At 75.9% G+C, this 26,968-nt stretch carries 24 protein-coding genes; 6 read left to right on the top strand and 18 right to left on the bottom strand.

All coding sequences use genetic code 11. From position 1 onward, the window contains the following. Positions 1-147: 147 nt before the first annotated feature. Positions 148-567, bottom strand: a complete 420-nt coding sequence (locus ACIGXW_RS15900; RefSeq protein WP_071963165.1) for a CBS domain-containing protein — start codon at positions 565-567, stop codon at positions 148-150. Positions 568-616: 49 nt separating this feature from the next. After that, on the bottom strand, positions 617-1,198 hold the full coding sequence (locus ACIGXW_RS15895; RefSeq protein WP_399573497.1) for a hemerythrin domain-containing protein: 582 nt from the start codon (positions 1,196-1,198) through the stop codon (positions 617-619). Positions 1,199-1,429: 231 nt separating this feature from the next. Here ACIGXW_RS15895 and ACIGXW_RS15890 point away from each other — a divergent pair, with 231 nt between their 5' ends. After that, positions 1,430-2,389, top strand: coding sequence for an SDR family NAD(P)-dependent oxidoreductase (locus ACIGXW_RS15890; RefSeq protein WP_399573495.1), 960 nt, complete (start codon positions 1,430-1,432; stop codon positions 2,387-2,389). 469 nt (positions 2,390-2,858) lie between these two features. Further along, the gene (locus ACIGXW_RS15885; protein ID WP_399573518.1) at positions 2,859-4,094 is read left to right on the top strand and encodes an MFS transporter; all 1,236 of its coding nucleotides are present in this window, start codon (positions 2,859-2,861) and stop codon (positions 4,092-4,094) included. 10 nt (positions 4,095-4,104) lie between these two features. Here ACIGXW_RS15885 and ACIGXW_RS15880 read toward each other — a convergent pair whose 3' ends face one another. From ACIGXW_RS15880 to ACIGXW_RS15830, 11 genes are read right to left on the bottom strand one after another with little or no spacing between them, the layout of a single operon-like run. Next, complete coding sequence (locus tag ACIGXW_RS15880) at positions 4,105-4,332, bottom strand: DUF6480 family protein (RefSeq protein WP_399573494.1); 228 nt, start codon at positions 4,330-4,332, stop codon at positions 4,105-4,107. A gap of 36 nt (positions 4,333-4,368) precedes the next feature. Further along, positions 4,369-5,340: a glycosyltransferase family 9 protein gene (locus ACIGXW_RS15875; protein WP_399573493.1), complete on the bottom strand. Its 972-nt coding sequence runs from the start codon at positions 5,338-5,340 to the stop codon at positions 4,369-4,371. Beyond that, on the bottom strand, positions 5,337-6,737 hold the full coding sequence (locus ACIGXW_RS15870; protein WP_399573492.1) for a PfkB family carbohydrate kinase: 1,401 nt from the start codon (positions 6,735-6,737) through the stop codon (positions 5,337-5,339). Before ACIGXW_RS15870 ends, ACIGXW_RS15875 begins: the two co-directional genes overlap by 4 nt. Further along, positions 6,734-7,372 (bottom strand): SIS domain-containing protein, encoded by a 639-nt coding sequence (locus ACIGXW_RS15865; protein ID WP_399573491.1) that lies wholly within the window; start codon positions 7,370-7,372, stop codon positions 6,734-6,736. Before ACIGXW_RS15865 ends, ACIGXW_RS15870 begins: the two co-directional genes overlap by 4 nt. Beyond that, on the bottom strand, positions 7,369-8,589 hold the full coding sequence (locus ACIGXW_RS15860; protein WP_399573490.1) for a glycosyltransferase: 1,221 nt from the start codon (positions 8,587-8,589) through the stop codon (positions 7,369-7,371). Before ACIGXW_RS15860 ends, ACIGXW_RS15865 begins: the two co-directional genes overlap by 4 nt. Beyond that, positions 8,586-9,548: a glycosyltransferase gene (locus tag ACIGXW_RS15855; protein ID WP_399573488.1), complete on the bottom strand. Its 963-nt coding sequence runs from the start codon at positions 9,546-9,548 to the stop codon at positions 8,586-8,588. Before ACIGXW_RS15855 ends, ACIGXW_RS15860 begins: the two co-directional genes overlap by 4 nt. Then, positions 9,545-10,582 (bottom strand): glycosyltransferase family 9 protein, encoded by a 1,038-nt coding sequence (locus ACIGXW_RS15850; protein ID WP_399573487.1) that lies wholly within the window; start codon positions 10,580-10,582, stop codon positions 9,545-9,547. Before ACIGXW_RS15850 ends, ACIGXW_RS15855 begins: the two co-directional genes overlap by 4 nt. Next, a complete protein-coding gene (locus tag ACIGXW_RS15845; RefSeq protein WP_399573486.1) occupies positions 10,579-11,136 on the bottom strand; it encodes an HAD-IIIA family hydrolase in 558 nt (185 codons plus the stop codon). The genes ACIGXW_RS15850 and ACIGXW_RS15845 overlap by 4 nt, the downstream gene beginning before the upstream one ends. Further along, positions 11,133-12,194, bottom strand: coding sequence for a glycosyltransferase family 2 protein (locus tag ACIGXW_RS15840; RefSeq protein WP_399573485.1), 1,062 nt, complete (start codon positions 12,192-12,194; stop codon positions 11,133-11,135). The genes ACIGXW_RS15845 and ACIGXW_RS15840 overlap by 4 nt, the downstream gene beginning before the upstream one ends. Further along, positions 12,191-13,843, bottom strand: a complete 1,653-nt coding sequence (locus tag ACIGXW_RS15835; RefSeq protein WP_399573484.1) for a carbamoyltransferase — start codon at positions 13,841-13,843, stop codon at positions 12,191-12,193. The genes ACIGXW_RS15840 and ACIGXW_RS15835 overlap by 4 nt, the downstream gene beginning before the upstream one ends. 35 nt (positions 13,844-13,878) lie before the next feature. Beyond that, positions 13,879-14,841 carry a UDP-glucuronic acid decarboxylase family protein gene (locus tag ACIGXW_RS15830; RefSeq protein ID WP_399573483.1) on the bottom strand — a complete coding sequence of 321 codons (963 nt, stop codon included), beginning with the start codon at positions 14,839-14,841 and terminating at the stop codon, positions 13,879-13,881. 466 nt (positions 14,842-15,307) lie between these two features. Between ACIGXW_RS15830 and ACIGXW_RS15825 the strand changes: the two genes are divergently transcribed. The 3 genes from ACIGXW_RS15825 to ACIGXW_RS15815 all read left to right on the top strand — a co-directional run bounded on the left by ACIGXW_RS15825 (position 15,308) and on the right by ACIGXW_RS15815 (position 20,347). Then, on the top strand, positions 15,308-17,431 hold the full coding sequence (locus ACIGXW_RS15825) for a catalase (RefSeq protein ID WP_399573481.1): 2,124 nt from the start codon (positions 15,308-15,310) through the stop codon (positions 17,429-17,431). 105 nt (positions 17,432-17,536) lie between these two features. Beyond that, the gene (locus ACIGXW_RS15820) at positions 17,537-17,728 is read left to right on the top strand and encodes a CsbD family protein (protein WP_071963089.1); all 192 of its coding nucleotides are present in this window, start codon (positions 17,537-17,539) and stop codon (positions 17,726-17,728) included. A gap of 150 nt (positions 17,729-17,878) precedes the next feature. After that, complete coding sequence (locus ACIGXW_RS15815) at positions 17,879-20,347, top strand: SpoIIE family protein phosphatase (RefSeq protein ID WP_399573480.1); 2,469 nt, start codon at positions 17,879-17,881, stop codon at positions 20,345-20,347. Between the two features lie 15 nt (positions 20,348-20,362). Here the strand turns inward: ACIGXW_RS15815 and ACIGXW_RS15810 are convergent, their stop codons facing one another. The 3 genes from ACIGXW_RS15810 to ACIGXW_RS15800 are packed head-to-tail and all read right to left on the bottom strand — an operon-like array spanning position 20,363 to position 23,014. Further along, positions 20,363-21,385, bottom strand: coding sequence for an NAD(P)/FAD-dependent oxidoreductase (locus tag ACIGXW_RS15810; protein ID WP_071963087.1), 1,023 nt, complete (start codon positions 21,383-21,385; stop codon positions 20,363-20,365). After that, a complete protein-coding gene (locus tag ACIGXW_RS15805; RefSeq protein WP_399573517.1) occupies positions 21,382-21,912 on the bottom strand; it encodes an isoprenylcysteine carboxyl methyltransferase family protein in 531 nt (176 codons plus the stop codon). The genes ACIGXW_RS15810 and ACIGXW_RS15805 overlap by 4 nt, the downstream gene beginning before the upstream one ends. Positions 21,913-21,952: 40 nt before the next feature. Further along, positions 21,953-23,014, bottom strand: coding sequence for a type III polyketide synthase (locus ACIGXW_RS15800; RefSeq protein ID WP_399573478.1), 1,062 nt, complete (start codon positions 23,012-23,014; stop codon positions 21,953-21,955). A 119-nt stretch (positions 23,015-23,133) separates the two neighbouring features. Between ACIGXW_RS15800 and ACIGXW_RS15795 the strand changes: the two genes are divergently transcribed. After that, positions 23,134-24,006 (top strand): UbiA family prenyltransferase, encoded by an 873-nt coding sequence (locus ACIGXW_RS15795; protein ID WP_399573476.1) that lies wholly within the window; start codon positions 23,134-23,136, stop codon positions 24,004-24,006. Here the strand turns inward: ACIGXW_RS15795 and ACIGXW_RS15790 are convergent. Beyond that, positions 23,999-25,384, bottom strand: a complete 1,386-nt coding sequence (locus ACIGXW_RS15790; protein WP_399573475.1) for a cytochrome P450 — start codon at positions 25,382-25,384, stop codon at positions 23,999-24,001. The two genes, ACIGXW_RS15795 and ACIGXW_RS15790, sit on opposite strands and share 8 nt — an antisense overlap. 109 nt (positions 25,385-25,493) lie before the next feature. Beyond that, complete coding sequence (locus ACIGXW_RS15785) at positions 25,494-26,936, bottom strand: glycoside hydrolase family 47 protein (protein WP_399573474.1); 1,443 nt, start codon at positions 26,934-26,936, stop codon at positions 25,494-25,496. Positions 26,937-26,968: the final 32 nt, after the last annotated feature.

Below are 26,968 nucleotides of genomic sequence, written 5' to 3'. Positions count from 1 at the left end.
GGGTCCCTACCACCTGGTGGGGGGCCCCCCGGCCCCCCCCCCCACCCCCCCCCCCCCCCGCGGGGGGGGCCCCCCCCCCCCCCCGCCCCCGGGGGCGGGGGCCCCGGCGGGGGGGGGCCCCACGACGCGGGGGAGGCGGCCTCCGGCTCAGCGGTCGGCGTCCGCCCGGCCGATGTCGGCGAGGGCCGAGCGCGGGTCCCGCTCCCGGGCCAGATCGCCCAGGCTCACCACGCCGACCGCACGGTCGTCCTCCACCACGGGCAGCCGCCGCACGGCGAACTGCCGCATCAGCGCGACGGCCTGACCGGCGCTCTGGTACGGGCCGATCACGACCGGGTCCGGGGTGCACACCGAAGCGGCGCTCAGTGCGAGCGGGTCCGCGCCGTCGGCCACCGCGCGGACGGTGATGTCCCGGTCGGTGATCAGCCCCACCACGACGTCGTCGCGCGCGACCACCACGTCCCCGATGTCCTGGTCGCGCATCAGCTGCGCGACCTCGGCCAGCGAGGCCTCGGGAAGCACCGTCACGACCCCGTCGCTCATCACGTCCTTGACCAGTTGCGTCATCGTCTCCTCCACAGGGACCTCCTCGTGCGTGCGCCGCCCGGCCACCGGATCAGCCGGCGCGGAACACACGGCGCACGGCGTCGCGCGTGCGGTCCGCCACGGCGGTCGCCGGGCCGAGCAGGACGTTCTTCGTCGCGGACTGCGCACCGGGGTGCGGGCGGGTGGGGGCGACGGCCTCCGCGGCCCGCACCGCCTTGGCCAGCAGCTGCAGCCTGGCCGGGTCCCCCTCCCGGCTCAGCCGGGCGAACTCGTGCTTCTCCTCCGCGCCCGCGTGGGCGAGCACGGCCTCCCGCAGCGCCGTGAACTCCTCCACGAACTCCGGGGCGTCGGGATCCAGGTCCTCGAGGCGCTTGAGCGACCGCTTGGCCGCCTCCTCCTCCTTGAGCCGGTCGGCCACCACCGGCCCGCCGCCGTCGACGGCCTGCCGGGCATAGGGGTGGACGATCTCCTCCTCCGCCGTCTCGTGGACCGCCAGCAGATGGACGAGGAGCCTGAAGGAGTGCGCGCGCTCCCGGCCGGTGCGCGCCAGGACCTCGTCGAGCAGGCCGCGGATCTCTTCGTGCTGCTTCTTCAGCAGCACCACGACGTCATTGCTCTCCGGCAGCTGACCCGTGGTGTCGGGGGGTGCCATGTCGTACCTCCTCGAAAACGTTCGTCGATCGGGACCGTGGCCGGGTACCCGGGCCCGCCCCGGCGACACCCGCACCCACCGGGTCACGGCCCCCGGCTTTCCGTCCGTTCCGCTCACGCACGGCGACGGTCCGCGCCGGTGCGTGCCGATTCCCGTCCCGGCATGCGCCGCCGGGCCCCGGCGCGACACTGGAGGGGGCGGTACGTCCCCCGTCCGCAGGAGGTGGCTCCCATGGCCCGCTCGTCCCTCGACCGCCTGGACGGCGGCGTTGCGCTCGTGACCGGCTCCTCGCGCGGTCTGGGCCTGCTGATCGCCCGAGAGCTCGGCCGGCAGGGCTGCCCGGTGATGCTCTGCGCCCGCGACGGGGACGAACTCGGCCGGGCCGAGAGCATGCTGCGCGAGGAGGGGCTCGACGTCCGCTCGCTGGTGTGCGACGTCAACGACGCCCGGGCGGCACAGCGGCTCGTCAAGGCCACCGAGGCCGCGTTCGGGCGCCTGGACATCCTGGTCAACAACGCGGGCGTCATCCAGGTGGGCCCCCTCGACGCCATGAGCGAGGCCGACTTCCGCGACGCCATGGAGACGATGTACTTCGCCCCGCTGCGGGCCGTCCTGGCCGTCGTACCGGGCATGCGCGAGCGCGGCGGCGGCCGGATCGTCACCGTCAGCTCCCTCGGCGGCCGCATCGCCGCCCCGCACCTGCTGCCCTACGTCGGGGCGAAGTTCGCCACGGCGGGGCTCTCCGAGGGGCTGCGCGCGGAGCTGGCGGCCGACGACATCAGCGTCACCACCGTCATCCCCGGCCTCATGCGCACCGGCTCGCACGTGGCGGCGGAGTTCAGCGGCCAGGCGGACCGGGAGTACGCCTGGTTCGCCGCCGCGGCGGGCTTCCCGGTGCTGTCCATGGACGGCGAGCGCGCCGCGCGCGCCATCGTGCGGGCCGCCGCCCGCCGCCGCCCCGAACTGATCCTCACCCCGGTCGGCAAGGCGGTCGTCCGGCTCCACGGGCTCGCCCCCGCCACCACCACCCGCGCCCTGACGGTGGCCGCCCGCTGGCTCCCGGAGAGCGGAGAGGCACCGCAGCACAACGTGCCCGGCCGACGGGCCGCCCGCACCCTGGGCTCCGCCGCCGTGAACCGGATCACCACGCTCAACGACCGCGCCGCCCGCCGCTTCAACCAGCCCGTCTGATATCGGCCCCTATGACCCAGCTCACCCGCGTTACGACCCAGCTCATCGCGGGTGAACTGGGCTTTTCGGCGGGGTGAGGCACCCCACAGCGGCCGCGCTTCCCCCGACGGGGAAGCGCTTGTGACGATGGCGGGGACGTCGGCGTGACGCACCCCCGAAGGAGTGGCGCGCGGCGGCGTCCCCACCGGCCCCGTCCGAGGGTTCCCCACCCTCGGACGTCGCACGTCGGCACCCGTACGCCGCCCGCGCAGGGCGGCGTTCCCATGGGCGCCCGGCCGGCCCGCCGATTCCCCGACTCCCGGACGGACCCTTGCGCCCCTCCTCTGCGACTCCCGCCGTGCCCGCCGCCTCCCCGGCGTCCGACACCGCGCGCCCGCCGCGCACGGTCCGCGGCCTGCTCGGCCGCCGCCCGGCGGCCGACCGCACGGCCGGCGACCGGTCCCCGTGGCGCTGCCTGCGCAGCCGCAGCATGCGCTGGTGGTCCGCCGCCAACCTCGTGTCCAACCTCGGCACGTGGATGCAGCTCACCGTGCAGAACCTGCTCGTGCTGCAGCTCACCGGCTCCGCCGCGACGACGGGTCTGTCCCTGTCCGTGCAGGCCGCGCCCGGCCTGCTGTTCGGGCTGCTCGGCGGGGCCGTGGTGGACCGCTGGCCGCGCAAGGTCACCGCCGCCGTGAGCCAGGCCCTGCTGGCCCTGGTGGCCTTCGCCACCGCCGCGCTGGTGGCCTTCGACATGCTCAGCGTGCCCGCGCTGATGGCGCTCGCCGCCGTCACCGGCCTGATCGCCACGGTCGACGGCCCGGCCACCGCCCTGCTCGGCAACGACCTCGTCCCGGAGAAGGACGTACCGTCCGCGATCGCGCTCGGCTCCGTCGTGCACAGCGTCGGCCGGCTGGCCGGCACCGCCCTCGCGGCCGTCGGCATCGCCACCATCGGCACCGCCGGCGCCTACGCGATCAACGGCGTGTCGTTCCTGTTCGTGACCGCCGTCATCCCCTTCCTGCGCTTGCAGCCGCACGCCCGCGAGGAGGCCGCGTCCGCCGCGGCGCGTCCGCGCGGCGCGGCGGACGGGGGCACCCGGGGCGGCATGGCGTTCTTCTTCAGCCGTCGCAGCCTCGTCGCCCTCGCCGTGATCGCCGCGGTGAGCGCCGTCCTGGGCCGCAACTACCAGCTCACCCTCGCCACCCTGGTCACCGGCCCGCTGCACGGCGGCGCCGGCGCGTACGGCATCGTCTCGGCCCTGCTCGCGGCCGGCGGCATCGCGGGCGCCGTGGTCGCCGGACGGCTGCGCAGGCCCACCGTCCAGCTGGTCGCCCTGCTGGCCGCCGCCGGAGCCCTGCTGCAGATCGTGGCCGGGCTCAGCCCGGTGCTGCTGATGCTGCTGGTCATGGTCGTCCCCATGGCCATCGTGGAGTCGGTGTCCGACACGGCGACCAACACGGTGCTGCAGACCGACCCGCCCGCCCACATGCGCGGCCGCGTCCTCGGCGTCTGGCGCAGCGTCAGCACCGGCTGGGGCCTGGCCGGCCCGCCCCTGCTGGGCCTGCTGGTCCAGGGCGTGGGCGAGCGCGGCGCCCTGGTCCTCGGCGGCGCCGTCATCGCCGGCGTGATCGGCGTCGGCGCCCTGGCCCACCGGCGCCGGCGCACCGCACGCCGTCCCGCCGCGGTCCTCGTGCCCGAACCGGCCTACGGGACCGCGGCCTGACCGGCGGCGGTCACACGATCGCCGCCCAGATGATGAACAGCACGAACATCAGCACGACGCAGACGCCGATCACGATGACCGGCCCCTTCCCCCAGCCGCGGGTGGGGTTGTACGTCTCCTGAGGTCCCGCACCGGCGGTGCTGTCCTCGCCGGGCGGCGTCTCGCCCGGCGGAACGCCTCCGCCGCCCTTCTGGCCCGGAGTGCGCGGTGCGTCGGGACCGGGGCTCGCACTGGTCATGGGGAACACCTTCCTTCTCTGGCCGCTCGTGACGGATCACTCGTGCGCGGGTTCATGGGTCAGGGCCTCCTGCCGGGCCAGGGCCGCCAGGACCTCCTCCGGCCGGATGCGCAGCAGCAGCGGGTCGGGGTGCCGGCCGTGCGGGTCCCCGGGCGGCCCCGGGTGCCACAGCGCGGTGTGGCGCGCGGACGGCGGCGGGCCCCACAGCGCCGGCGCCACGGGGCCGAAGAGGGTCACGCTCGGCGTGCCGTACGCCACCGCCAGATGCGCCAGGCCCGTGTCCCCGCTGACCACGGCCCGGGCCCCGGCCACCAGGGCGGCCAGCGCCCCGAACGGCAGCCCGCCGGGGAAGGCCCGGCACCCCGGCACGGCCACGCGCGCCACCAGGCCGTCCTCGCCCGGCCCCCCGGTGACCACCACCCGGTGCCCCCGCTCCAGCAGCGCCCGCGCCACGGCCGCGTACCGCTCCGCCGGCCAGCAGCGCGCGGGCGAGGCCGCACCGGGGTGCAGCAGCACCGCACCGGTGACCGGCGGGACGACGGCCGGCGGGGCCAGCGCCAGGTCACCGGCGTCGGCCGGAATGCCGTAGGAGCGCAGCAGCCGGCACCAGCGCTCGCGCTCGTGCTCGTCCGGCCGCCACGCCGGCCCCCGCACCTCCGGCGTGCCCGGGTGCGCGAACGCCAGCAGCCTGCCGGGCCGCAGCGCCGTCAGCACACGGTGGCTGGGCGGCCCGTTGCCGTGCAGGTCGACCGCGATCTCCGGGGGCGGCCCCCGCCACGGCAGGGCCCGCGGCACGGCACGCCCAGGCGCCTCCGCCGGCAGCAGGGTGTCGACGGCACCCGAGGCGGCGGCCGCCGCCGCGAGGCCGGGCGGCGCGGCCAGCACCAGCTCGTGCTCCGGATGGGACCGGCGCAGCGCGCGCAGCGCCGGCACACCCGTGAGCAGGTCCCCCAGGCCCAGGGCCCGCAGGACCAGCAGCCGGGGCCGCTCCGGCCCGGCCGGCGTCATCGCTGCCCCGCCCGGGAGGAGCCGGCGCCGAGGCTGTCGGCGGCCCGGGTGGCCAGCAGGGTGCTGGAGCGGCCGTCGAGATAGGGCAGCACGATCGCCTGACCGCCCCACGCCGCCAGCCGCGCCGCCTCCGGCAGCTGCTCCACCGCGTAGTCGCCGCCCTTGACCCAGACGTGCGGCCGCAGCCGGGACAGCAGCTCGACGGGGGTGTCCTCGTCGAACACGGCGACGGCGTCCACGCACTGCAGGGCCCGCAGCACCCGGACCCGGTCGGCCAGCGGGTTGAGCGGCCGGCCCCGGCCCTTGCGCCGGCGCACCGAGGCGTCGGAATTCAGGCACACGATCAGGCAGTCGCCGATGCCCCGGGCCTGCTGGAGCAGGCCGACGTGCCCGGCGTGCAGCAGATCGAAGCAGCCGCCCGCGGCCACCACCGTGCCGCCCGCCTCCCGCACACGCCGCGCCAGCCCCACGGCGTCCGTCCCGTCACTCCCGTCCGCGCCGGCCGGGTCCGGGCCCGGCACGGCGGCGCGGGCGCCGCCCTCGGCGACGTAGCGCGTCGCCGCGGCCACGGCCCCCTGCACGGCCTCCGCGGGCAGCGCCCCGTCGCCCAGCAGTCCGGCGGCCGTCGCGGCGAAGCAGTCCCCGGCCCCGCACGCGTCGCCGCTGTGCCGGGCCGGGGCCGGTACGAGCATGGGGCCGTCCCCTTGTGAGAGCAGGGCGCCCCGCCCGCCCAGCGTCACCGCCACGCACACCGCCCGCCAGCGCCGTACGAGCTCGGCCGCCGTGCGGGCCACCGCGCTCAGGTCCTCGTCGGCCGACTGCTCCCCGGTGAAGCGCCGGGCTTCCTCGCCCGTCGGCGTCACCAGGCGCGCACCCGGCACCGGCGGGCCGCCGCGCGGGTGCGGATCCCACACCAGCGCCGCCCGCCGGGCCCGGGCGGCCAGCTCCTCGCGCAGCACCTCGGCGGCGCCGCGCGCGTAGTCGGCCACCAGCACGGCGGGCGCCTCGGCCAGGACCCGGCGCGCCCACGAGGTGGCACCCGCCGCCCGGCCGTCGCCGCGGTCCAGCCGCACCACCGGCCGCCCGCCCGCCATGACACGGGTCTTCTCCGCCAGCGGACCGTCCAGCGGCAGCGGCACCAGCGTCACCAGCGGCTCGAGCATGGCCCGCACCTGCCGGCTCGCCGCGTCCGCGCCCAGCGGGGCGATGAGCGTCACCGCCCGGCCCGCACGCGCCGCCAGATACGCCGCCAGCGCCGCGCCGCCCGGGCGCAGCCGCTCCCGGCAGCCGTCCAGCACGGGGACCGGCGCGTCCGGCGCGAGCCGCTCGGCCCTGCCCACCAGGTCCCGGTCGAGGAGCGCGTCGCCGACGACCAGCAGGGGCGTCCCGGTACTCATGGCCTCCCCTTCCACGTCCCGGCCTGCGGGAAGCGCCCGGTACCGAGCGCCGTGTCGAAGGCGTCGCACATCATGTGCACCGCCACCAGGTGCAGCTCCTGGACGGTGGCCGTGGTGGCGGCCTCCACGCACAGCGTCTCGTCGCCCATCTCGGCGAGCGGGTTGGGCGCGGGGCCGGTGAGGGACCACACGTGCATGGCCGCCTCCCGCCCCGCCGCGGCCGCTCCCAGCAGGTTGGGGCTCGCCCCGCTCGTCGACAACAGGATCAGCACGTCCCCGGGCCGGGCGTGCGCCCGCACCTGACGGGCGAACAGCTCGTCGGCGCCGTAGTCGTTGACGATGGCCGTGCAGCTGGAGGTGTCGGTGTGCAGGGCGATGGCCGAGAACGGGGCCCGGTCCTCGCGGTAGCGGCCGACCAGCTCGGCGGTCAGATGCTGGGCCTGGGCGGCGCTGCCGCCGTTGCCCGCCGCCAGCAGCCGGCTCCCCGAGGAGAGGGCGGCCGCGAGCCGTGCCCCCCACCGCTGCGCGGTGGGCGCCCTCTCCTCGCGGAAGCGCTCCAGCGCGGTCAGCAGCCGGCCGCAGTGGTCGTCGCCGCCCGCCGCGGGCCATGTCTGAGGGGTACCGGTGACGGTCATCGCGGAACTCCTGACGGTACGGGGCGGGGAGCGGCGACCCGGTCGTAGACGTCCTCGACGCCGTCCGCCACCCGGTCCCACGTGTAGCGGGCGAGGGCGCGGGCGCGCCCGGCCCTGCCGTAGGACCTCAACCGCCCGGGTGACTCCAGCAGTGCGCGCACCGCCTCGGCCAACGGCCCGGGCAGGCCCGGCGGGACCAGCAGCCCGCTCTCCCCGTCGGCGACGGTGTCGCGGTGCCCGCCCACGTCCGTGGCCACCACGGGTATCCCGCACGCCATGGCCTCCAGCGGCACGATGCCGAACGGCTCGTACACCGGCGTGCACAACACCATGTCGGCGCTGCGCAGCAGGGCGGGCATGTCCTCGTGCGGCACGCACCCGAGCAGGACCAGCCGGTCGGCCACCCGCAGCCGGCGGGCGAGGGAGAGCAGCCGCATCGCCTCGGGGTCCTTGGCGAGCCCGTCGGCGGGCGGGCCGCCGGCCACCACCAGTTCGGCGTCCGGTATGCGCCGCAGGGCCTGCAGGGCGAGGTCCACGCCCTTGCGGGGGACGAGGCGGCCCACCGCCAGCAGGCGGTGCCGGGCCCGGCGCCCGGGGTTCAGCGCGATCCGGCCGCGGGCCGTGAAGCGCTCGGTGTCCACCCCGCAGGGCACCACGGTGCAGCGCCCGGGCGGGACGCCCATCGCGGCGAGCTCGCGCACCTCGTCCGAGCACGTGGCCAGCACCCGGGCGCACGAGGCGCCGATCTCCCGCTCGACGCCCAGGCGTTCGGGCGGGCTGGTGTCGGCCGCCCCCTGATGGCGCCGCTTGACGGTGCCCAGCGCGTGGTACGTCTGCACGACCGGCAGGCCGAGGCCGTCGGCGCCCCGCAGCGCGGCCATGCCCGACATCCAGAAGTGGGCGTGCGCGACGTCGGGGCGCTCGCGCCGCCAGGCCCGCCCGAGGTGGTCGGCGAAGCGCGGCATGTGGGCGAGGAGCGCGTCCTTGGGCAGCACCTTGGCCGGCCCGGCCCGCACGTGCTCGACCACCGCCCCGGCCGGCAGCGGCACCCGGTCCGGCAGTGAGTCGTCGTCCCGGCGGGTGTAGACGGTCACGTCGTGGCCGCGGCCGGCGAGGAGTTCCGCCAGGCGGGCGACGTAGACGTTCTGGCCTCCCGCGTCGGGACCTCCGAGCGCCGCCAGCGGGCTCGCGTGCTCGGACACCATCGCGATCCTCATCGCGTCACCTCCTTGATCAGGTACTCCCAGTCGTCCAGGAACCGCTGCAGCCCGTACCGCGCGAGGGCCGCCGCCCGGGCCGCCCTGCCCGTCTCGCGGGCCCGGGCGGGGTCGGCGATGAAGTCCCGGATCGCGTCGCGCAACAGCTCCGGCCGGTTGGAGACGACCCCCGCGCGCGCCGGTACGGCCTCGGCCACCTCGGTGGTGGCCAGCGCCACGACCGGCATGCCCAGGTGCATGGCCTCCAGCAGGGAGAGCCCCAGGGACGTCCAGCGCACCGGGTGCAGGTAGAGGCGGCGCTCGGCCATCTCCCGGTGCAGCGCGCTCTGGACGAGCTCCTTGCCCCGGCAGCGCTCCGCCGGCACGCCCAGGCGGCCGGCCAGGCCGTCGGTGCCCATGCCGAAGACGTCGAGCGGCGCCGCCTCGCTGAAGTAGGGGAGCAGGTCCGTCCCCGTCGTACGGCCGCGCCGCAGCGGCTCGTTGACGACCACGGCGGCCCGCTCCAGCCGGCCGGTCCACAGCGCTCCCAGGTCGACGATGCCGTGCTCGATGACGGTGGTGGGGGTGGTGCCGCAGTCCCACATGAGCCGGTTGAAGTGCGTGACGTGCACGACGGTCAGCTCCGGCCGGCCGGCGACGGGGTGCCGGGTGTCGGGGACGGGCCCGCCGGGCGCGTTGTGCTCGAGGTAGACCGCGGGCACGTCGGTGCCCGGGCGCAGGCCGAGCCACTGCCGCACCAGCGCGAACTCGTGCGGCCGCTGCAGGACGACCAGGTCGACGCCGGCCTCGCGCAGCCGGTCCGGGGGCAGTTCGACCACGGAGGCGGGCCAGTCGAAGGTGGCGGCGCGGCCGAGCCCGTCCGGCCCCCGGCCGGGGGTCACCGGTACGACGTAGGTGTGCGGGCCCTGGACGAACGCCGTCGTCCACGAACCGTGCACGTGCCACAGCAGGATCCTCATGACGTGCCCTCCACGAGGGGATCGAGGCCCGGGGACCGCCCGGTGAGCTTCTCGACGGCGGCCAGCACGTCCTCGGGCGGCACCCCGTTCAGGCACGGGTGTCCGGCGACGGGGCAGATCCGGGCCCGGCTGCCCGCGCACGGGGCGCCTTCGTCGCCGAGGAGGACGTGCGGGACGCCGTAGGGTGCCCACCGCTCCGCCGGCACCACGGGGGCGAACAGGGACACGACGGGCGTGCCCACCGCGGCGGCCAGATGGGCGGGCCCGGTGTTGCCGACCACCACGGCCGCCGCCCGGGAGAGCACCCCGGCCAGCTCGGCCGGCCCGGTGCGCCCGCCCAGGTCGAGGGCGTCCCGGCCCGCGACGGCCGCCGTCAGCTCCCGCTCGCTCCTGCCCCCGGTGACCACGACCCGGTATCCGGCCCGCGCCAGGGCCCGGACGGCCGCCGCGCACCGCTCGCGGCCCCACTGCCGGGCCGGCACCGCGGCGCCGGGGTGCACGACCACGTACCCGGGCTCCCCCACGAGCGGGCCGGGGTCGGGAGGTTCCCGCACGGCGAGGCGCCCGTCGTCGCCCTCCGGCAGGGGAAAGCCCGCCGCCCCGGCCAGATCGAGGGCGGCGAGCACCTCGTGCCGGCGCGGCGCCCGGCGGTGCCGTACGTCCAACAGCGAACCCGGATAGTCCGCGGAGTCCGCCGCCAGGCGCGGCACCCCCGCCATCCGCAGGAGCAGCGCTGTGGGCAGCGGGCTCTGGTGGAAGGAGGTGAGGACCAGCGCGACGTCCGGCGGTGCCTGCGCGACGCTCTCCACGAAGCGCTCGATGCCGGCCCGTTCGGCGGGCGGCGGCTCGAACCCCACCCACGGCGCGTCCCACACCACTACCTCGTCGACCCCGGGCAGCATCCGCGCCGCCGGGGCGCCGCGGGGCCCGCACAGCAGTGTGGTGCGGTCGGCGCGGGCCGCGACGGCACGCACCGCCGGCCCGGCGAGCAGGACGTCGCCGAAGCTGTCCAGACGTGCCACGAGCGCCTTCACCGCGGGCCTCCTTCCAGAACGGGCTCGGCGGTGCCCAGCAGGCCGCGCACCGCCCCCAGCAGGTGCGGTGCGCGGTGCGCGGCCCGGCGCACCTCCTCGGGCAGGGTCACCGGGGTCGGCACCAGCACGCCCAGGGCACCGGCCGCGGCGGCCGCCTCCATGTCGGAGCCGATGTCCCCGATCACCGCGCAGTCGCCGGGGGACAGGCCCAGCTCCCGGGCGGCGGCCAGGACCAGGCCCGGCGCCGGCTTGCGGCAGCCGCAGCCGTCCTCGGGGCCGTGCGGGCACACCGCCCACACGTCGAACGGTCCCAGCAGCCGCTCCACCCGCTCGTTCACCCGGCGCATCTGAGCCGCCGTGATCAGGCCGCGGGCCACGCCCGACTGGTTGGTGATCACGCCGGTGCGCACCCCGCGCCGCCGCAGCAGCGCCAGGGCGGACCGGGCGCCCGCCATCGGTACGACGCGGCGGGGGTCGCCGTTGTAGGGGACGTTCTCCACCAGCGTGCCGTCCCGGTCGAACAGCACGGCGGCGGGCGGCCGGCCCCGGCTCACGGGACCGGTCCTTCCCGCAGGGCCGACCGCACGGGGACCGCCACGACGCGGGACGGCGCGAAGGCGTCGGGAAGGGGCCGGGCGGCGCGGTGGCGCCAGGTGCCGCGCACCCGGTGCCAGACGGCCAGCGGCGGGATGGCCACGGAGGTGGCCAGCATGGCCGCCACCTCCGCCGCGGTGCGCGGGCCCGGCGCGATGCGCGCGCGGGCGAAGCCGGCCGTGCCCAGCGCCCAGCCGAGGGCGGCCCCCGCGCCCGCCCGCCGGTGGCCGGTCACGGCGAGCACGGCCGCCGCGGCCCCGGCGGCGGTGACCACCGCGTGCGCGCGCAGCCGGCCGCGCGGCGCTCCGGCCCGCTCCCACCAGCCGCGGCCGTGCAACCGCACCATCAGCGCGTCGTCCGCGTTGCCCGCCTGGGTGCGCAGCGACACCCAGCGGCCCGCCGTCCGCACCGGATGCCGGGTCGTGCGGGTGCCCGTCTGCAGGTGCCAGCCCGCGCCCATGACCCGCAGCGCCAGGTCGGCGTCCTCGCGGAAGGCACGGGGAAAACGCTCGTCGAAGCCGCCGACGGCCACCAGGACCGAGCGCCGGTAGGCCATGTCGGCCGTCGCCCAGCGGGCGTCGGCCAGACCGGCGGTGTTGCGCTCCCAGTCCGTGGGCCGCCGCCCGGCCGGCAGGGGTACCTCGATGACGCCCTGCACACCGCCCACGTCCGGTGCCGCGCAGGCCAGGTCGCAGACCAGCTCCTCGCGCCAGGCGGGCGAGACCTGGACGTCGTCGTCGAGGAAGACCACCCAGGGGGCGTCCACCGCCCGCCAGCCCGCGTTGCGCGCGGCCGCCGGACCCCGCCCGCCGCTGGTCACCGAGCGGGCGTGCGTGCGCAGTTCGCCGAGCGCCTCCAGCGGCAGCGGCGGGCGCGGCCGACGGGCCCCGGGCCGGTCGTCGACCACGACGACCTCCCGCGGCGGCGGGCCCACGGAACGGGCCAGCGCCGCCAGGCAGTCGGCCAGGCACGCCCGGCCGACGGTGGGGATGACGACCGCGTACTCCGCCGTGCTCATGCCGCACCCCTCCCCCCGTAGGCGGCCGCGCGCCGCACCGCGTACGGTCCGATGGCCAGCAGGTCCACCGGTGCCGAGCCGAAGCACTCCAGGGCGTCGCGGGGATCGTCGACCATCGGCCGGCCCGCGGTGTTGAGGCTGGTGTTGACGACGACCGGCAGCCCCGTACGCCGCTCGAAGTCGGCCAGCATCCGGGCGACCAGCGGCTCCCGCCGCGGGTCCACGGTCTGGATCCGGGCGGTGCCGTCCACGTGGACGACGGCCGGGATCCGCTCCCGCCACGGCTTGGCCACGCCATGCACGAAGAGCATGTACGGGCTCGGCAGCGGCCCCTCGAAGATCTCCGCGGCGCGGTCGGCGAGGACCATCGGCGCGACCGGCCGGAACTCCTCCCGCCCCTTGACGTGGTTGAGCCGCTCGAGGTTCTCCGCCCGGCCGGGATGGGCCAGCAGCGAGCGGTGGCCCAGCGCCCTCGGCCCGTACTCGCTGCGGCCCTGGAACCAGGCGACGATGCCGTCGCGGGCCAGCTCCTCGGCCACCGCCCCGGCGATGTCCGGCGGCCGCTCATAGGGGATGCGCGCCCGCTCCAGCCAGGCCCGCAACTCCTCGTCCGACCAGCCCCGGCCCAGGTCCGCGCCCTCCATCGGGGCGGCCACCCCGCCATGGGCCGCCGCCAGGTGCAGCGCCGCGCCCAGGGCGGTGCCCGCGTCACCGGCGGCCGGCTGCACCCACACATGGCGGAACGGTCCCTCGACGGCGATCCGCGAGTTGGCCACGCAGTTGAGCGCCACCCCGCCGGCCATCGCCAGCGACCCCGCGCCCGTGCGGCCGTGCAACCACCGCACCAGGTCGAGCAGCAGCTCCTCCAGGCACGCCTGGGTGCTCGCGGCCAGGTCGGCGTGGTCCTGGGTCCACTCCTGCCCCGCCGCGCGGGGCTCGGTCAGCGCTCCCCACGGCACCGCGTGGGCGACGAATCCGCCGTCGCCCGTGGCGTGCAGGTGCTCCCGCAGCTCGGTCAGGAACCGCGGCTTGCCGTACGCCGCCAGCGCCATCACCTTGTACTCGTCGCTGCTGCGCAGGAAGCCCAGGTGTTCCGTCAGCTCCTCGTACACCAGGCCCAGCGACTGGGGCAGCTCCTGGGTGGCGAGGACCTCCAGCGCCCCGCCGGTGTACCGGCCGGCCAGGTGGGAGGCGCACTCGCCGCGCCCGTCGAGGACCAGCACCGCGCTGTCGGGGTGCGGCGTGGCGAGGCCCGCGGAGGCCGCGTGCGCGACGTGGTGGGGGACGAACCGCACCCGGTCGGCGTCCAGGCCCGGGAGCGCCTCGGCGAGGAAGCCGGGCGCCTCGCGGGCGTAGGTCTGCCGCAGATGGTCCCACGGGTCGTCCAGGCCCATGGCCCCGGCCGGGCGGGCCAGTGCCGGGTCGAAGGAGTACCCGACGGCGTCCAGGTCGCCGGGCGCCAGCCCCGCGTGCGCCAGGCACCAGGCGGCGGCCTGGTACGGCAGTTCCCAGGCCGCGAACGGTACGGGGCGCTTGCCGTGCTTCCGCCGGGAGAACCGCTCCTCCTCCGCGGCCGCGACGATCCGCCCGTCGACCACCAGCGCGGCGGCCGGGTCGTGGAAGAGGGCGTTGATACCGAGGATGCGCATGGCGTGCTCCGTGTCTGGTGACGGGTCGGTCGGACTCACAGGAGGGCGGACCGGGCGAACCACTCCACGGTCCGCTTGAGGCCCTCCTCGCGGCCGACCCGGGGCTGCCAGCCCAGTTCGCGGCGGGCCCTGGCGGTGTCGGGGCGGCGCCTGGCCGGGTCGTCGGCGGGCCGGTCCACGAAGCGGATGACGGACGCCGAGCCCGTCAGGTCGACGATGTGCCGGGCGAGGTCGAGCATCGTCGTCTCCTCGCCGCCGCCGATGTTCACCGGGCCGGGCCGCCCGCTGGCGGCGAGCGCCACGATCCCGTCGACCGTGTCGTCGACGTAGGTCAGCGACCGCGTCTGGCTGCCGTCGCCCGCCACCGTCAGCGGCTCGCCGTCGAGGGCCTGCCGGATGAAGGTGGGCACGGCACGGCCGTCGCCGGCGCGCATACGGGGGCCATAGGTGTTGAAGATGCGGACGATCGAGGTGTCGCAGCCGCGGGCGCGCCGGTAGGCGGTGACCAGGGCCTCGGCGAACCGCTTGGACTCGTCGTAGACGCTGCGGGGCCCGATCGGATTGACGTTGCCCCAGTACTCCTCGCGCTGGGGGTGTTCCAGGGGGTCCCCGTACACCTCCGAGGTCGAGGCCAGCAGGAAGCGCGCGCCGTCGCGGAGGGCCAGCTCCAGGGCGGCACGGGTGCCGCCGCTGCCCACCTCCAGCGTTTCGATCGGCAGCCGCAGATAGTCGGCGGGCGAGGCCGGGCACGCCAGATGGAGCACCAGGTCCACCGGCCCCGGCACCGCCTCCAGGCTGCCGGGGGCGCTGACGTCGGCCTCGACGAACGAGAAGCCCGGATGGCCCTCCAGGTGGGCGACGTTGGCCCGGGAGCCCGTGACGAGATTGTCGGCACAGCACACCTGCGTGCCCTCGGCCAGCAGCCGTTCGCACAGGTGGGACCCGACGAACCCGGCCCCACCGGTGACCAGCGCACGGTTCCAGCGTCGTTCGTCCATGATCACACTCCTTCGCGGAGCCAAGAGCGGGCCGAGGGCGATCGGGCACGTGTTCGTCGCACCGGGCGGTGCGGGCGCGGGGCCTGTCGGCTGACTGGAATGGGGGTGCCGCCGCTCGGGGCGGTGCCGCCGCCTCGGGGCGCCGCCAGGACGGCCGCGGCGTGCGCGGCCGGTGCGGCGGACCGTCCGCCGCCCGGGGTGGCCGGGGCGTCGTCTGCGCTTGCCGGCGGGCGCCCGGAGGGGCACCGCACCATGACCACCCGTAGTCGTAACGACTCAAGCAGCAGCGTCGCACACGGCGGCCGGGTCCTCCACTCGAACCGGCCCGCCGGTGGCACCCCGCCCGGCGCCCGCCGGGTTTCGGCTTGCCCACCCCGGGAACGCGGGTGAGCCTGAGGGAGCGAGCGGCGCCTGCCGACGGACGCCGTCCCTCCCGAGCGCTGCCCATGCGGAAGGAAGTGCACGCGTGTCCGCCCACCACCAGTCAGCAGGCCGGGGCGACCCGGCGGCGCAGGACGCCAAGGACGAGCAGCTGGCGCGGTTCCGTGCCGCGCCCGAACACGACGCGCTCACCACCGACCAGGGCGTACGGGTCGACGACACCGACAACGCGCTGCGCGCCGGCACCCGCGGGCCGACCCTGCTCGAGGACTTCCACAACCGCGAGAAGCTCACGCACTTCGACCACGAGCGCATCCCCGAGCGGGTCGTCCACGCCCGCGGCGCCGGAGCCTACGGCTACTTCGAGCCGTACGGATCGCTGAGCGAGTACACCTGCGCCGACTTCCTCGCCGAAGCCGGCCGCCGCACGCCCGTCTTCGTCCGCTTCTCCACCGTGCAGGGCCCGCGCGGCTCCGCCGACACCGTGCGCGACGTCCGCGGCTTCGCCACCAAGTTCTACACGCGTGAGGGCAATTACGACCTCGTCGGCAACAACATGCCGGTGTTCTTCATCCAGGACGCCATCAAGTTCCCCGACTTCGTCCACGCGGTGAAGATGGAGCCGGACAACGAGATGCCCACCGGCGGCTCCGCCCACGACAGCTTCTGGGACTTCGCCTCCCTCCAGCCGGAGACCACCCACATGCTCATGTGGCTGATGTCCGACCGCGCCATCCCCCGCAGTTTCCGCATGATGCAGGGCTTCGGCGTGCACACCTTCCGCTTCGTGACCGCCGACGGCCGTGGCACCTTCGTGAAGTTCCACTGGAAGCCGAAGCTGGGCGTGCACTCCCTGATCTGGGACGAGGCGCAGATCGCCGCCGGCCGCGACCCCGACTTCAACCGCCGGGACCTGTGGGAGGCCATCGAAGCCGGTGAGTACCCCGAATGGGAGCTCGGCGTGCAGCTCGTGCCCGAGGAGGACGAGTTCTCCTTCGACTTCGACCTGCTCGACGCCACGAAGATCATCCCCGAGGAGCAGGTGCCGGTGCGGCCGGTCGGCCGGCTCGTACTCGACCGCAACCCGAAGAACTTCTTCGCCGAGACCGAGCAGGTCGCCTTCCACACCGCGAACGTCGTGCCCGGCATCGACTTCACCAACGACCCGCTGCTGCAGGGCCGCAACTTCTCCTACCTCGACACCCAGCTCATCCGCCTGGGCGGCCCCAACTTCAGCCAGCTCCCGGTCAACCGGCCCCTCGCCGACGTCCACCACAACCACCGCGACGGCTTCGGCCAGCAGGTCATCCACCCCGGGACCAACTACTTCCCCAACTCCCTCGGCGGCGGCTGCCCCGCCCACGCGGGATCCGGCGGCGGACCCGGGGTGTTCCGGCACTACGCCGAGCGCGTCGACGGGGAGAAGATCCGGGTGCGCAGCGAGAGCTTCCAGGACCACTACAGCCAGGCCGCCCTGTTCTGGAACAGCATGGCCGACTGGGAACGGCGCCACATCGCCGAGGCCTTCGGCTTCGAGCTCGGCAAGGTCGGCTCCACGGCGGTGCGCGAGCGCATGGTCGGCAACCTCGCCCACGTCAACGCCGACCTCGCGAACGCGGTCGCCGACAGTATCGGCGTCCCCGCCCCGCAGGCCGTCCCCGGCGTCAACGAGGCGGCTTCCCCCGCCCTCAGCCTGGAGAACCTGCGCGGGTCCGGCATCCGTACCCGCAAGGTCGCCGTCCTGGCCGCCCACGGCACGGACGCCGGCCAGGTCGCGGCGGTCCGCGAGCGGCTCACCGCGCAGGGCGCCGTGGTCGAGGTGCTCGCGGCCAAGGACGGCAGCGTCCGGGGGACGGGCAGCGACACCCTCGACGTCGACCGCGCCCTGCCCACCATGGCCTCCGTCCTCTACGACGCCGTCCTCGTCCCCGACGGGAAGGAGGCCGTGGCCGCGCTGGCGGCGGACCCGGCGGCCGTGCGGTTCGTCGAGGAGGCCTACCGGCACGGCAAGCCGCTGGCGGTGCTGGGCGAGGGCACCCGGCTGCTGACCGCGGCCAAGTTGCCCGAGGACGTCGTCCTCGGGGAAGCGGCGGTGGACTTCGGCGTCCTGACCAGCAACGGCACCGCCTCCCCGGAGGACGTGGCCGACGGTCTGGCCGCTGCCCTGGAGGAACACCGCTACCCCCGCCGGCCGGGCCTGCTCAACTGACGCGGGCGGCCCGTTCGGCCGTACGGACATGCGTCCCGCGCCGGGGAGGTCCACACTCGACGGCGGGGGGGCGACCCATCCCTCATCGAAACGGAGTGCCGTGGCATGAGTGCCAAGAACAAGGCGAAGGCGAAGGCCGAGCAGGCCAAGGGTCAGATCAAGGAGACCACCGGGAAGGCCACCGGCGACAGGAGCCTGGAGGTCGAAGGACGCGCCGACAAGGCCAAGGGCGACGTCCGCGAGGCGGCCGAGAAGGGCAAGGACGCCCTCAAGCGCAAGCGCGGCGGACAACACTAGCCGCCCTGAGCCGTCGGCGGATCCGGCGTCCGGCACGCGCGGCGGCCCCCTGATCACCCCTTCGCCGGGCACGGGCACCGTGTCCCGGCGAAGGGGTGCAACGTCCACGGGCCGAAGCGGCCCCTGCGCTGCCTCCAGGAAGGCGGTGTGATGAACGGACCGGTGACGCTCTTCCGGGAAAGCCCCGAGGACCCCTTCTCGGTGACCGGCGCGGCCTCGGCGGTGCTGGACCACCGCGGGACGGTCGTCGGCTGGGGGGAGCGGGCCGAGACGTTGCTGGGCCACCGGGCCGAGGAGATCATCGGGCGCTCCGCGGCCGAGGTCCTGCTGGCCCCCGGCGACCGCGATCACGTCCTCGACGCGGTGGCGGCGTGCCTGGAATGCCGCGGCTGGTTCGGGATCGTGCCCGTGGTGCGGGCGGACGGCGACCGCGTGCTGCTGGGAGTGCGGGCCCGCTGCGTCACCCGGGGCAGCCCCGACTGCGAGTGGTTCCTGGTGGCCGCCCCCGCGGAGGCCGTGATCCAGTGGGAGACCGACCGCTCGGTGCTGGACGGGCTGTTCCGGCGCTCGCCGATCGGCCTGGCCGAGCACGCGCCGGACCTGACCGTCCTGCGCGTCAACCGCCCGATCGCCCGCATCGGCGGCGTCTCCGCCGAGCAGGCGCGAGGACACCGCATCGGCGACTTCCTGGTGGAGGAGGACGCACGGACCATCGACGACCGGCTGCGGCAGGTGCTGGAGACGGGCCGCCCGATGATCTTCACCGAGCAGTCCTGCCGGCTGCGCGCCGACCCGGCCCGCGAGCGGTTCGTGTCCGTCTCCGCCTTCCGCATGGAGGACTCCGAGGGACAGGTGCTTGGCGTCACCCAGCTGGTCGAGGACGTCACCGAACGGCACCGGGCCCGCCGCAGACTGGCGCTGCTCGACGACGCCGGCGCCCGCATCGGGACCACCCTGGACGTGACGGCGACCGCCCGGGAACTGACCGAGGTCGTCGTCCCCGCGCTGGCCGACTGCGTCTCCGTCGACCTCCTGGAGCCCGTCAGCCGCGGCGAGGAACCCTCGCAGGACGGCCTCGGCCCGGTCCGCAGGACGGCCGCCAAGTCCGTCGTCGCGCGGTCGGAACAGGTGCAGTACCCGGTGGGCGAGCTCATCCACTTCGCCCCGCACACACCGCAGGGCACCTGCCTGGCCGAGGTCCGGCCCGTCCTGGTCTCCCACATCGAGGGCATCGACGGCCTGTCGGCCGTGGCCCACGAACGGGCCCGGCAGGCCCAGGAGATCGGCGTCCACTCCGTGATGCTGCTCCCCCTCGCCGCCCGGGGCCTGGTCCTGGGCCTGGTCACCCTCTGGCGGGCCCGGCACCCGGAACCGTTCGAGGACGACGACCTCACCCTCGCCGGCGAGTTCGCCGCCCGCGCCGCCGTGTGCATCGACAACGCCCGCCGCTACACCCGCGAGCACCACGCCGCGCTGAACCTGCAGTGCCGGCTCCTCCCGGCCGAACTGCCCGACCTGCCGGCCGTCGACGTCGCCCACCAGTACATTCCCGCGGGCGCCGTGGCGGGCGTCGGCGGGGACTGGTTCGACGTCATCCCGCTCTCCGGCGCCCGCGTCGCCCTCGTCGTGGGCGACGTGATCGGCCACGGCGTCGACGCGGCCGCCACCATGGGCCGGCTGCGCACCGCCGTGCACACCCTGGCCGACCTCGACATGGAGCCCGAGGAGGTCCTCTCCCACCTGGACGACCTGGTGCACCGCCTGGCCGCCGAACAGGAGGCCAACGCCCGCGACTTCCCCAACGACCAGGTCACCGGCGCCAGCTGCCTGTACGCCGTCTACGACCCGGTGTCCCGGTGCTGTTCGGTGGCGCGCGCCGGCCACCCGCCGATGGCCGTGGTCACCCCGGACGGCAAGGCCGGCTTCCCCGACCTGCCCGCCGGGCCGCCGCTCGGGCTGGGCGGCCTGCCGTTCGAGGCCATGGAGTTCGACCTGCCCGAGGGCAGCCTCCTGGCCCTGTTCACCAACGGCCTCATCCAGACCCCGTGCCACGACGTCGACGAGGCCCTCGAGCTCCTGACCGCGGAGCTGTCCGCCACGACCCGCCCCCTGGCCGAGACGGCCAGGAACGTGGTGGACGCCCTGCTGCCCGCCCGCCCCACCGACGACGTCGCCCTGCTCATCGCCCGCACCCGCGTGCTCGCGTCCGAGCGGGTGGCCACCTGGACGCTGCCCGCCGAGGCGAGCGCCGCCTCGCAGGCCCGGGCGCTGATGAACGACCAGCTCAGCGCCTGGCAGCTGGAGGAGATGGCCTTCACGACCGAACTGATCGTCAGTGAGCTCGTCACCAACGCCTACCGCTACGCCGGCGGACCGGTGACCCTACGGCTCATCCGCGGCCCCTGCCTCATCTGCGAGGTCTCCGACTCCAGCAGCACCTCGCCGCACCTGCGGCGCGCCCGCAGTACCGACGAGGGCGGCCGCGGCCTGTTCCTGGTGGCCCAGCTCACCGAGCGGTGGGGCACCCGCTACGGGCGGGAGGGGAAGACCGTCTGGACCGAGCAGGCGCTGCCCACCACGGCGCCGGCCGGCGCCGGCGTGCCCGGGGTGAGCGGCTAGAGACCTCACCGGCCCTCACTGCAGGGCGTGCACCGCCGCCGCGAACAGCCGCGGCAGCCTGCGGGCGGCGGGCACGATCAGGCCGGCCGCCCGCGGGTGCCCGCGGGCGAGCAGCAGCCCCTCCGTCAGCAGCCGGTGGCGGCGCGTCAGCCTGCTCCACTGCGCCTCGTAGTCCTGCGGCCGGCCCGAGGCCAGGCACCGCACGGCCGCCCCGGCCGTGGCCAGCGCGAGGGCGATGCCCTCGCCCGTCAGGGCGTCGACATAGCCCGCCGCGTCGCCCACGAGCAGCACCCGGCCGGCGACCTTGCGCCCGGCCCGCCGGCGCAGCGGCCCGGCGCCGCGCACGGCGCTCGCCGACGGCCCCCGCAACAGGGGCGCGAGGCCCGGGAACCACGCCAGCCGCTCCTCGTAGCCGCCCGCACCGCCCCCCGGGCCCAGCACGGCGACGCCCACCAGATCCTCGCCCACCGGTGTCACATAGGCCTCGCCGTGCCGCGACCAGTGGACCTCCACGCAGTCCGTCCACGGCCGCACCCGGTAGTGCCGGCGCAGCCCGTAGCGGGCGGGCCGGGGGCCGGGCGGCAGCTCCAGGCCCAGGGCCCGGCGGACGGGGGAGTGCAGACCGTCGGCGGCGATCAGCCAACGGGCGGTCAGGCCGCCGGCCGTGACGTGGCCGGCATCCTGGCGGACGCCGGCGACGCGTCCCGGCACGACCCGCACGCCCGCCTCGGCCGCGCACCGCCGCAGCGCCGCGTGGAGCGCGGTGCGCCGCACGCCCAGCCCGGTGGCGTCGCGGAACGCAGCCTCGGCGCAGCGGTCGCCCTGCACGTAGCGGATGCCGCGCAGGGAAGCTCCGGGCACGTCGACGCCGAGGGCGCGCAGCGCCCGTACGCCGCCGGGCATGATGCCCTCGCCGCAGGCCTTGTCCACCGGGCCCTCGCGCGGCTCGACGACGACGGCCTCCATGCCCGCCCGCGCCGCGTGGATCGCGGCCGCCAGCCCCGCCGGTCCGCCGCCCGCCACCAGAAGGTCGATCACGGCCGCACGCCCACCGCGGCCGCCCCCGCCTCCAGCGCCGCCTCCTCGCAGCGCACGCGCACGGTCAGCAGCGCCGCGTTCAGGGCCGTGAAGACCAAGGCGGTCACCCAGGCGGTGTGCACGAGCGGCAGCGCCAGCCCTTCGGCGACGACGGCCGCGTAGTTCGGGTGGCGCAGCAGGCGGTACGGTCCGCCGGTCGCCAGGGGCAGGCCGGGGACGACGATGACGCGGGTGTTCCACCGCCGGCCCAGGGCGCGTACGCACCACCAGCGCAGCCCCTGGGCGCCCAGGGCCACGCCCAGCATGGGCCACCCGAGGGCGGGCACGAACGGCCTGCCGCCCAGGGTGACTTCCAGCAGGCAGCCGGCCAGCAGGCCGGTGTGCAGGGCGACCATCGCCGGGTAGTGGCCCCGGCCCGTCTCCACCCCGCCGCGGGCCAGGCTCCAGCGGGCGTTGCGGAGCGCGACGACGAGCTCCGCGCCCCGCTCGGCCGCCACGGCGGCCACCAGAGCCGCGTACCAGAGGATGCTTCCCGCCACATCGCCTCCCGTCATGGGCCCGCCGTCCTCACCAGCGCAGCAGGACGAGTTCGCAGCAGAAGCCGGGCCCCATGGCCAGCAGCAGGCCCGGCGAGCCGGGCGGGGGCGGCCGGCCCGCCAGGGTGTCGCGCAGGACGTGCAGGACCGAGGCGGAGGAGAGGTTGCCCACCTCGGCCAGCGACCGCCAGGTGACGTCGAGCGCCCCCGGGGGCAGGCCGAGGACCTCGGTGACGGTCTGAAGGATCCTGGGCCCGCCGGGATGGCACACCCACCGCGCCACGTCCTTGGGCTTGAGGCCGTGCTCGCCGAGGAAGCCGCGTACGTCGTCGGCGAGGTGGCGGCGGACCACGTCGGGTACGGTCCGGTCGAGGACGACACGGAAGCCGGAGCCGCCGATGTCCCAGCCCATGGCGCGTTCGGTGTCCGGGTACAGGTGGCTGCGGGTGGCCAGCACCGCCGGCCCGTCCACCGGGCCGGGCCGGCCGGCGCCGCAGGCGACGACGGCCGCGGCCCCGTCGCCGAACAGGCCGGTGGCGATCAGGTGGGCCGTGGAGTCGTCGTCGCGCTGGAAGGTGAGCGAGCACAGCTCGACCGACAGCAGGACGGCCACCTGCTCGGGCCAGCCGCGCAGGTAGTCGTGCAGCCGGGCGATCCCGGCGGCGCCCGCGACGCAGCCCAGGCCGAAGACGGGCAGCCGTTTGACGTCCGGGCGCAGGCCGAGCCGTCCCACGAGCCGGGCGTCGACGGAGGGGGTGGCCAGGCCGGTGACGGAGGTGAACATCAGCAGGTCGACGTCGCCCGGCCCGATGCCCGCGGCCCGCAGCGCGCCCTGCACCGCCCGCGCGCCCAGGTCGGTGGCGGCACGGATGAAGACGTCGTTGGCCGCGCCGAAGCCGTCCAGGTGCGCGTACCGGTCCAGGGGCAGCACCATGTGGCGCGAACGGACCCTGACGGTGCGGTGCAGGCGGTCCAGGAGGCCGCGGTCGGCCCCGGCCGGCAGACAGGTGGCGGCGACCATGTCGGTGATCTCGCGCTGGGCGTGGCGGTGCGGGGCCAGGATGCCGTGGACGGCTGCGATCCGGGTCGTCATGCCACCTACCGCCTCAGGAGTCTGTTTCCTTCCCATCTGCCCCGCAGGGGCGCCGCAGTACCGCCAATCGCCCGTCCGGCGGCCCGCGCCGCAGGCGCCGTCCGCCTACGATCGCCTGCGTGGAGACCTGCGAGCGGCCCCGGCCGCACCGCGTGGTCCGGCGCCGGCCGGACCGGGCCGTGTCCGCACTGGCCGCCGCCTGCCATCCGGGGCCGGCGGTCGCGGTCACCGTCCTGACCCTCGCCCTGGCCGCCGTCGCCGGGCAGAGCGGGCCCCGCTGCGTCCTTGTGGGGGCGGCCGTCCTGGCGGGCCAGCTGTCGGTGGGGTGGTGCAACGACGCCTTCGACGCCCACCGGGACGCCGCCGTCGGCCGGCACGACAAACCCGTCGCCTCCGGGGCGGTGGCGCGGACGGTGGTGTGGGGCGGCGCGTTCACCGCGCTCGCGCTCTGCGTGCCGCTGTCCCTGGCCTACGGCGCGCTCGCCGGCACGGTCCATCTGACGGGGGTGGCCGCCGCGTGGGCGTACAACCTGCGGCTGAAGGCGACGGCCCTGTCCTGGCTCCCGTACGCCGTGGGCTTCGCGAGCCTGCCCGCCTTCGTCGTCCTCGGCCTGCCCGGTGCCCCGTGGCCGGCCTGGTGGCTCGTCACCGCCGGTGCGCTGCTGGGTGTCGGCGCCCACCTGGCCGACGCGCTGCCGGACATCACCGCGGATCTGGCCACGGGGGTACGGGGCCTGCCGCACCGCCTGGGAACACGGGGCACCCGGCTCGCCCTGCCGGTCCCGCTCGTCGCCGCCACGGCCGTGCTGGCCCTCGCGCCCGGGGGAACGCCGGACGCCGCAGGGCCGGCCGTCCTGGCGGCGGCCGCGGCGGTGGCGGTCGCCGGCGTCCGGCCGGTCCGCCGCTGGGAGCGGGCGCCCTTCGCGGCGGCGGTGCTCGTCGCGGGCGCGGACGTGGCGCTGCTGCTGATCCGCGGAGCCGGCCTCAGCTGACCTGCTCCGCGGGCGGGCCCAGGGTGCGCACCGTCGCCCGCAGCGGGACGGCCGGCTGGAGGAGGAGACCCGCCTCGGGCTTGACGTCGCCCCCGTCGACGTCCACGTGGAAGCGCTGCGCCAGCGTGGCGAGCACCAGGGCCGCCTCGACGAGCGCGAACCGGGCGCCCAGGCAGGTGCGCTGGCCCCCGCCGAAGGGGAACCAGGCATGGTCGGGAATGGGGTCCGGGGCGTCGGCGTCCCAGCGCTGCGGGCGGAAGGCGACCGGGTCGGGGAACCAGCGCGGGTCCCGGTGGGTCGACCACTGGCTGCACCAGACGATGGTCCCCGCCTCGAGGGGGTGCCCGCCCAGCGTGGCGCCTTCCGTGGCCACCGCGGGGATCAGCCATGCGGGCGGGTAGAGCCGCATGGCCTCCTTGACGACCTGCTGGGTCCACGTCAGGTGTTCGTAGTCCTCGTACGCCGGCGGCCGCCCGCCCAGCACCGTCTCGAGCTCCTCGGCGAGCCGCGCCCGGGCGGACGGGGACGTCGAGAGCAGGAACCAGGTCCACGTCAGGGCCGTGGAGGTGGTCTCGTGCCCCGCGGCCCACAGCGTCACCGCCTCGTCCCGCACCTCGCGCGTGGACAGGGAACGGCCCTGCTCGTCCCGGGCGGCGAGCAGCCGGCTCAGCAGGTCGTCGCGCAGCTCGGCCCGGCTCTCGCCCGTCCCCCTGCGCCGGGCGTCGATGAGCCGGCCGACCTCGGCGTCGATGACGCCGACGGCGGCCAGCAGCCGCAGCCGCGAGGGGGTGCGCACCCAGGAGGGCAGGAAGAGGTTGATGCCCCGCAGCTCGGCGCCGGTCTCGCGCTGGACCACGTCCATCGCGTTCGCGAGGAGGTTGCCGCGGCCCGCCAGGTCGTTGCCGAAGAGCGTGCGGACCACGATCCGCTGGGTGAGCCGGGACATCTCCCTGCGGACGTCGATGCGCTGGCCGTCGCGCCACCGCCCGGCGAGCGCCAGGGAGCAGTCGACCATCGTCTGGGCGTACGTGCGCACCTGGCGGGGGCGGACGGTCGGCTGGACCAGGGCCCGCTTGCGCCGCCAGGCGGCGCCCCGGCTGAGCAGGACGCTGTCGCCGACGACCTGCTTGAGCGCCCAGCCGATCTCGAGGGTCTCGTAGCTGCGCTCGACGGCCCCCAGGAGTTCGGCGATGTGGTCGGGGCGCGAGATGAACACGCTCGGGCGGCGGCCGAGCGACCAGGTCACGAAGTCCCCGAACTCGTCGCGCAGCCGCACGAGGAACGCCAGCGGGTCCTTGCCGAAGGCGAGGAGGTTGCCGAGCAGCGGAAGACCGGGCGGGCCGGCCACGGGTTGCACGGAGACCTCGGTCGCGGCCATGGCGGACACACCTCCCGGCATCGGGGACGACTGGCGTGAGAGGGCGGTGGATCTCATTCTTACGTACCCCTGAAGCGCACGAAATAAGGCTTTCACGTGATATTGGGGTTCACGCGCGCCGCAGACCGCGCAGGACCTTGCCCTCGGTGCTGAGGTAGCCGTGGGCGTAGTCGAAGCGGGAGGTGCCGGAGAAGGTGAGGTAGAGCCACTTGAAGTTCTCGGCGAAGACGTAGGCGGGACAGTGGTCGCCCTGGGGCATCGGCCGTCCGGTGACGTCGGTGACGACGGTGTAGCCGCCCGGCACGCGGTGGTACTTCCTCAGGTTCTGGAAGTAGCGCCACGCCGTGGTCCGGTAGTACGCGTCCCCGGTCTGCCAGTACAGCTGGAAGGCGCAGTTGGCGTACTCGGGGCGCAGTTCGTTCCTGGCGCTCACCACCGTCAGGCGCCGGTAGTCGATGGCCTCGGGGATGACGGCGTACTTGTCGAGCACGGCGGTCCAGGACCGGTAGTAGTCCGCGGCCAGGGCGTTGTCGCCGCCGACCGGCAGGATGGCGACGGCCAGCGAGGACTGGCGCCGGTCGAGCAGGGCCCCGGTGCGGAAGTCGACGTGCTTGAACCACAGGCGGTCGCCCACGCGCTCGGCCTGGTGCTTCCTCAGCGCCGCGGCGAACGACCGGAACCAGTCCCGGCACTCCTCGTCGCGGAACATCTCCCACGCGCCCCACAGGTATTCGTAGAACGAGTCCACCGGCGGGTCGACCGCGCTGCCCTGCCGGTCGGCCCACCGCCCGCTCTCCACGTTGAGGCTGGTGGCGAGCAGGCCGATGGAGGAGCGCCGCTGCACCACCGCCCGGACCGCGCGCTTGGCGGCCCGCCAGTACCGGTTGTCGCCCGTGAGGTCGGACAGCACGCCGAACTCGAGCATGTTGGTGCCGATCTCCGCGAGCGGCAGTGTGGCGCCCGAGACCCGGCCCGTCCGCAGATTGACGTACCGGTAGGGCATGCCGGTGGGTGACTTGGTGAAGGCGGGCAGCACCCGGTCCGCCAGGTCCACGCAGCGGCGGAGCAGCCCGCGGCGGCCGGTGGCGAGGTAGCCCGCGAGCAGGCCGCCCACCAGGCGGATGGTCGTCTCGAAGACCTGGAAGTCGGCGTCGATGTCGAAGTCCAGGTGGTCCACGATCCAGTCGGCGCACAGGTCGACCTCGTCGTCGAGCCCCATGAGGTAGTGGGTGTCGAGCGCCTCGACGATCGACAGGCCCACCGGGTGGCCCTTGGCGAAGAACTCGCGGTGGCGTCCCGAGACCGGCAGCACCTCGTCGTGCCCCCACGCGTACCGCTTGTACCCCCGCCAGGCGTGCAGGAACTCGGCGCGGATCTCCCGTGCCCTCGACGGGTCCGGCCGGGCGGAGCCCACGGGTGCGGACGGTACGTCCGGCTCGGCCCGCCTGGAACCGTCGACGACGAGGCCGCCCGTGGTGAGGGTGCCCGCGGCCGCGAGCGCGTACAGCATGCCGCGCCGGGTCGTCCATGCGGCGCGCGATGTGTTGATCATGACGGGCAGATCCTCCTGACCACCGGCTCCGG

The sequence above is a fragment of the Streptomyces sp. NPDC053079 genome (assembly GCF_044546695.1).
GTDB lineage: Bacteria > Actinomycetota > Actinomycetes > Streptomycetales > Streptomycetaceae > Streptomyces.
Note: the sequence above shows the minus strand (reverse complement) of the source record. Positions and strands in the feature narration are given on the sequence as shown.

What these genes read in the sequence shown, in the direction of transcription:
- ACIGXW_RS15830 (WP_399573483.1), bottom strand. Translation starts at nt 14,841, where the DNA reads ATGGACGAACGACGCTGGAACCGTGCGCTGGTCACCGGTGGGGCCGGG.
- ACIGXW_RS15790 (WP_399573475.1), bottom strand. Translation starts at nt 25,384, where the DNA reads ATGGCCGCGACCGAGGTCTCCGTGCAACCCGTGGCCGGCCCGCCCGGT.
- ACIGXW_RS15875 (WP_399573493.1), bottom strand. Translation starts at nt 5,340, where the DNA reads ATGACGCCGGCCGGGCCGGAGCGGCCCCGGCTGCTGGTCCTGCGGGCC.
- ACIGXW_RS15870 (WP_399573492.1), bottom strand. Translation starts at nt 6,737, where the DNA reads ATGAGTACCGGGACGCCCCTGCTGGTCGTCGGCGACGCGCTCCTCGAC.
- ACIGXW_RS15860 (WP_399573490.1), bottom strand. Translation starts at nt 8,589, where the DNA reads ATGAGGATCGCGATGGTGTCCGAGCACGCGAGCCCGCTGGCGGCGCTC.
- ACIGXW_RS15855 (WP_399573488.1), bottom strand. Translation starts at nt 9,548, where the DNA reads ATGAGGATCCTGCTGTGGCACGTGCACGGTTCGTGGACGACGGCGTTC.
- ACIGXW_RS15865 (WP_399573491.1), bottom strand. Translation starts at nt 7,372, where the DNA reads ATGACCGTCACCGGTACCCCTCAGACATGGCCCGCGGCGGGCGGCGAC.
- ACIGXW_RS15890 (WP_399573495.1), top strand. Translation starts at nt 1,430, where the DNA reads ATGGCCCGCTCGTCCCTCGACCGCCTGGACGGCGGCGTTGCGCTCGTG.
- ACIGXW_RS15815 (WP_399573480.1), top strand. Translation starts at nt 17,879, where the DNA reads ATGAACGGACCGGTGACGCTCTTCCGGGAAAGCCCCGAGGACCCCTTC.
- ACIGXW_RS15840 (WP_399573485.1), bottom strand. Translation starts at nt 12,194, where the DNA reads ATGAGCACGGCGGAGTACGCGGTCGTCATCCCCACCGTCGGCCGGGCG.
- ACIGXW_RS15835 (WP_399573484.1), bottom strand. Translation starts at nt 13,843, where the DNA reads ATGCGCATCCTCGGTATCAACGCCCTCTTCCACGACCCGGCCGCCGCG.
- ACIGXW_RS15885 (WP_399573518.1), top strand. Translation starts at nt 2,859, where the DNA reads ATGCGCTGGTGGTCCGCCGCCAACCTCGTGTCCAACCTCGGCACGTGG.
- ACIGXW_RS15880 (WP_399573494.1), bottom strand. Translation starts at nt 4,332, where the DNA reads ATGACCAGTGCGAGCCCCGGTCCCGACGCACCGCGCACTCCGGGCCAG.
- ACIGXW_RS15820 (WP_071963089.1), top strand. Translation starts at nt 17,537, where the DNA reads ATGAGTGCCAAGAACAAGGCGAAGGCGAAGGCCGAGCAGGCCAAGGGT.
- ACIGXW_RS15895 (WP_399573497.1), bottom strand. Translation starts at nt 1,198, where the DNA reads ATGGCACCCCCCGACACCACGGGTCAGCTGCCGGAGAGCAATGACGTC.
- ACIGXW_RS15900 (WP_071963165.1), bottom strand. Translation starts at nt 567, where the DNA reads ATGACGCAACTGGTCAAGGACGTGATGAGCGACGGGGTCGTGACGGTG.
- ACIGXW_RS15800 (WP_399573478.1), bottom strand. Translation starts at nt 23,014, where the DNA reads ATGACGACCCGGATCGCAGCCGTCCACGGCATCCTGGCCCCGCACCGC.
- ACIGXW_RS15785 (WP_399573474.1), bottom strand. Translation starts at nt 26,936, where the DNA reads ATGATCAACACATCGCGCGCCGCATGGACGACCCGGCGCGGCATGCTG.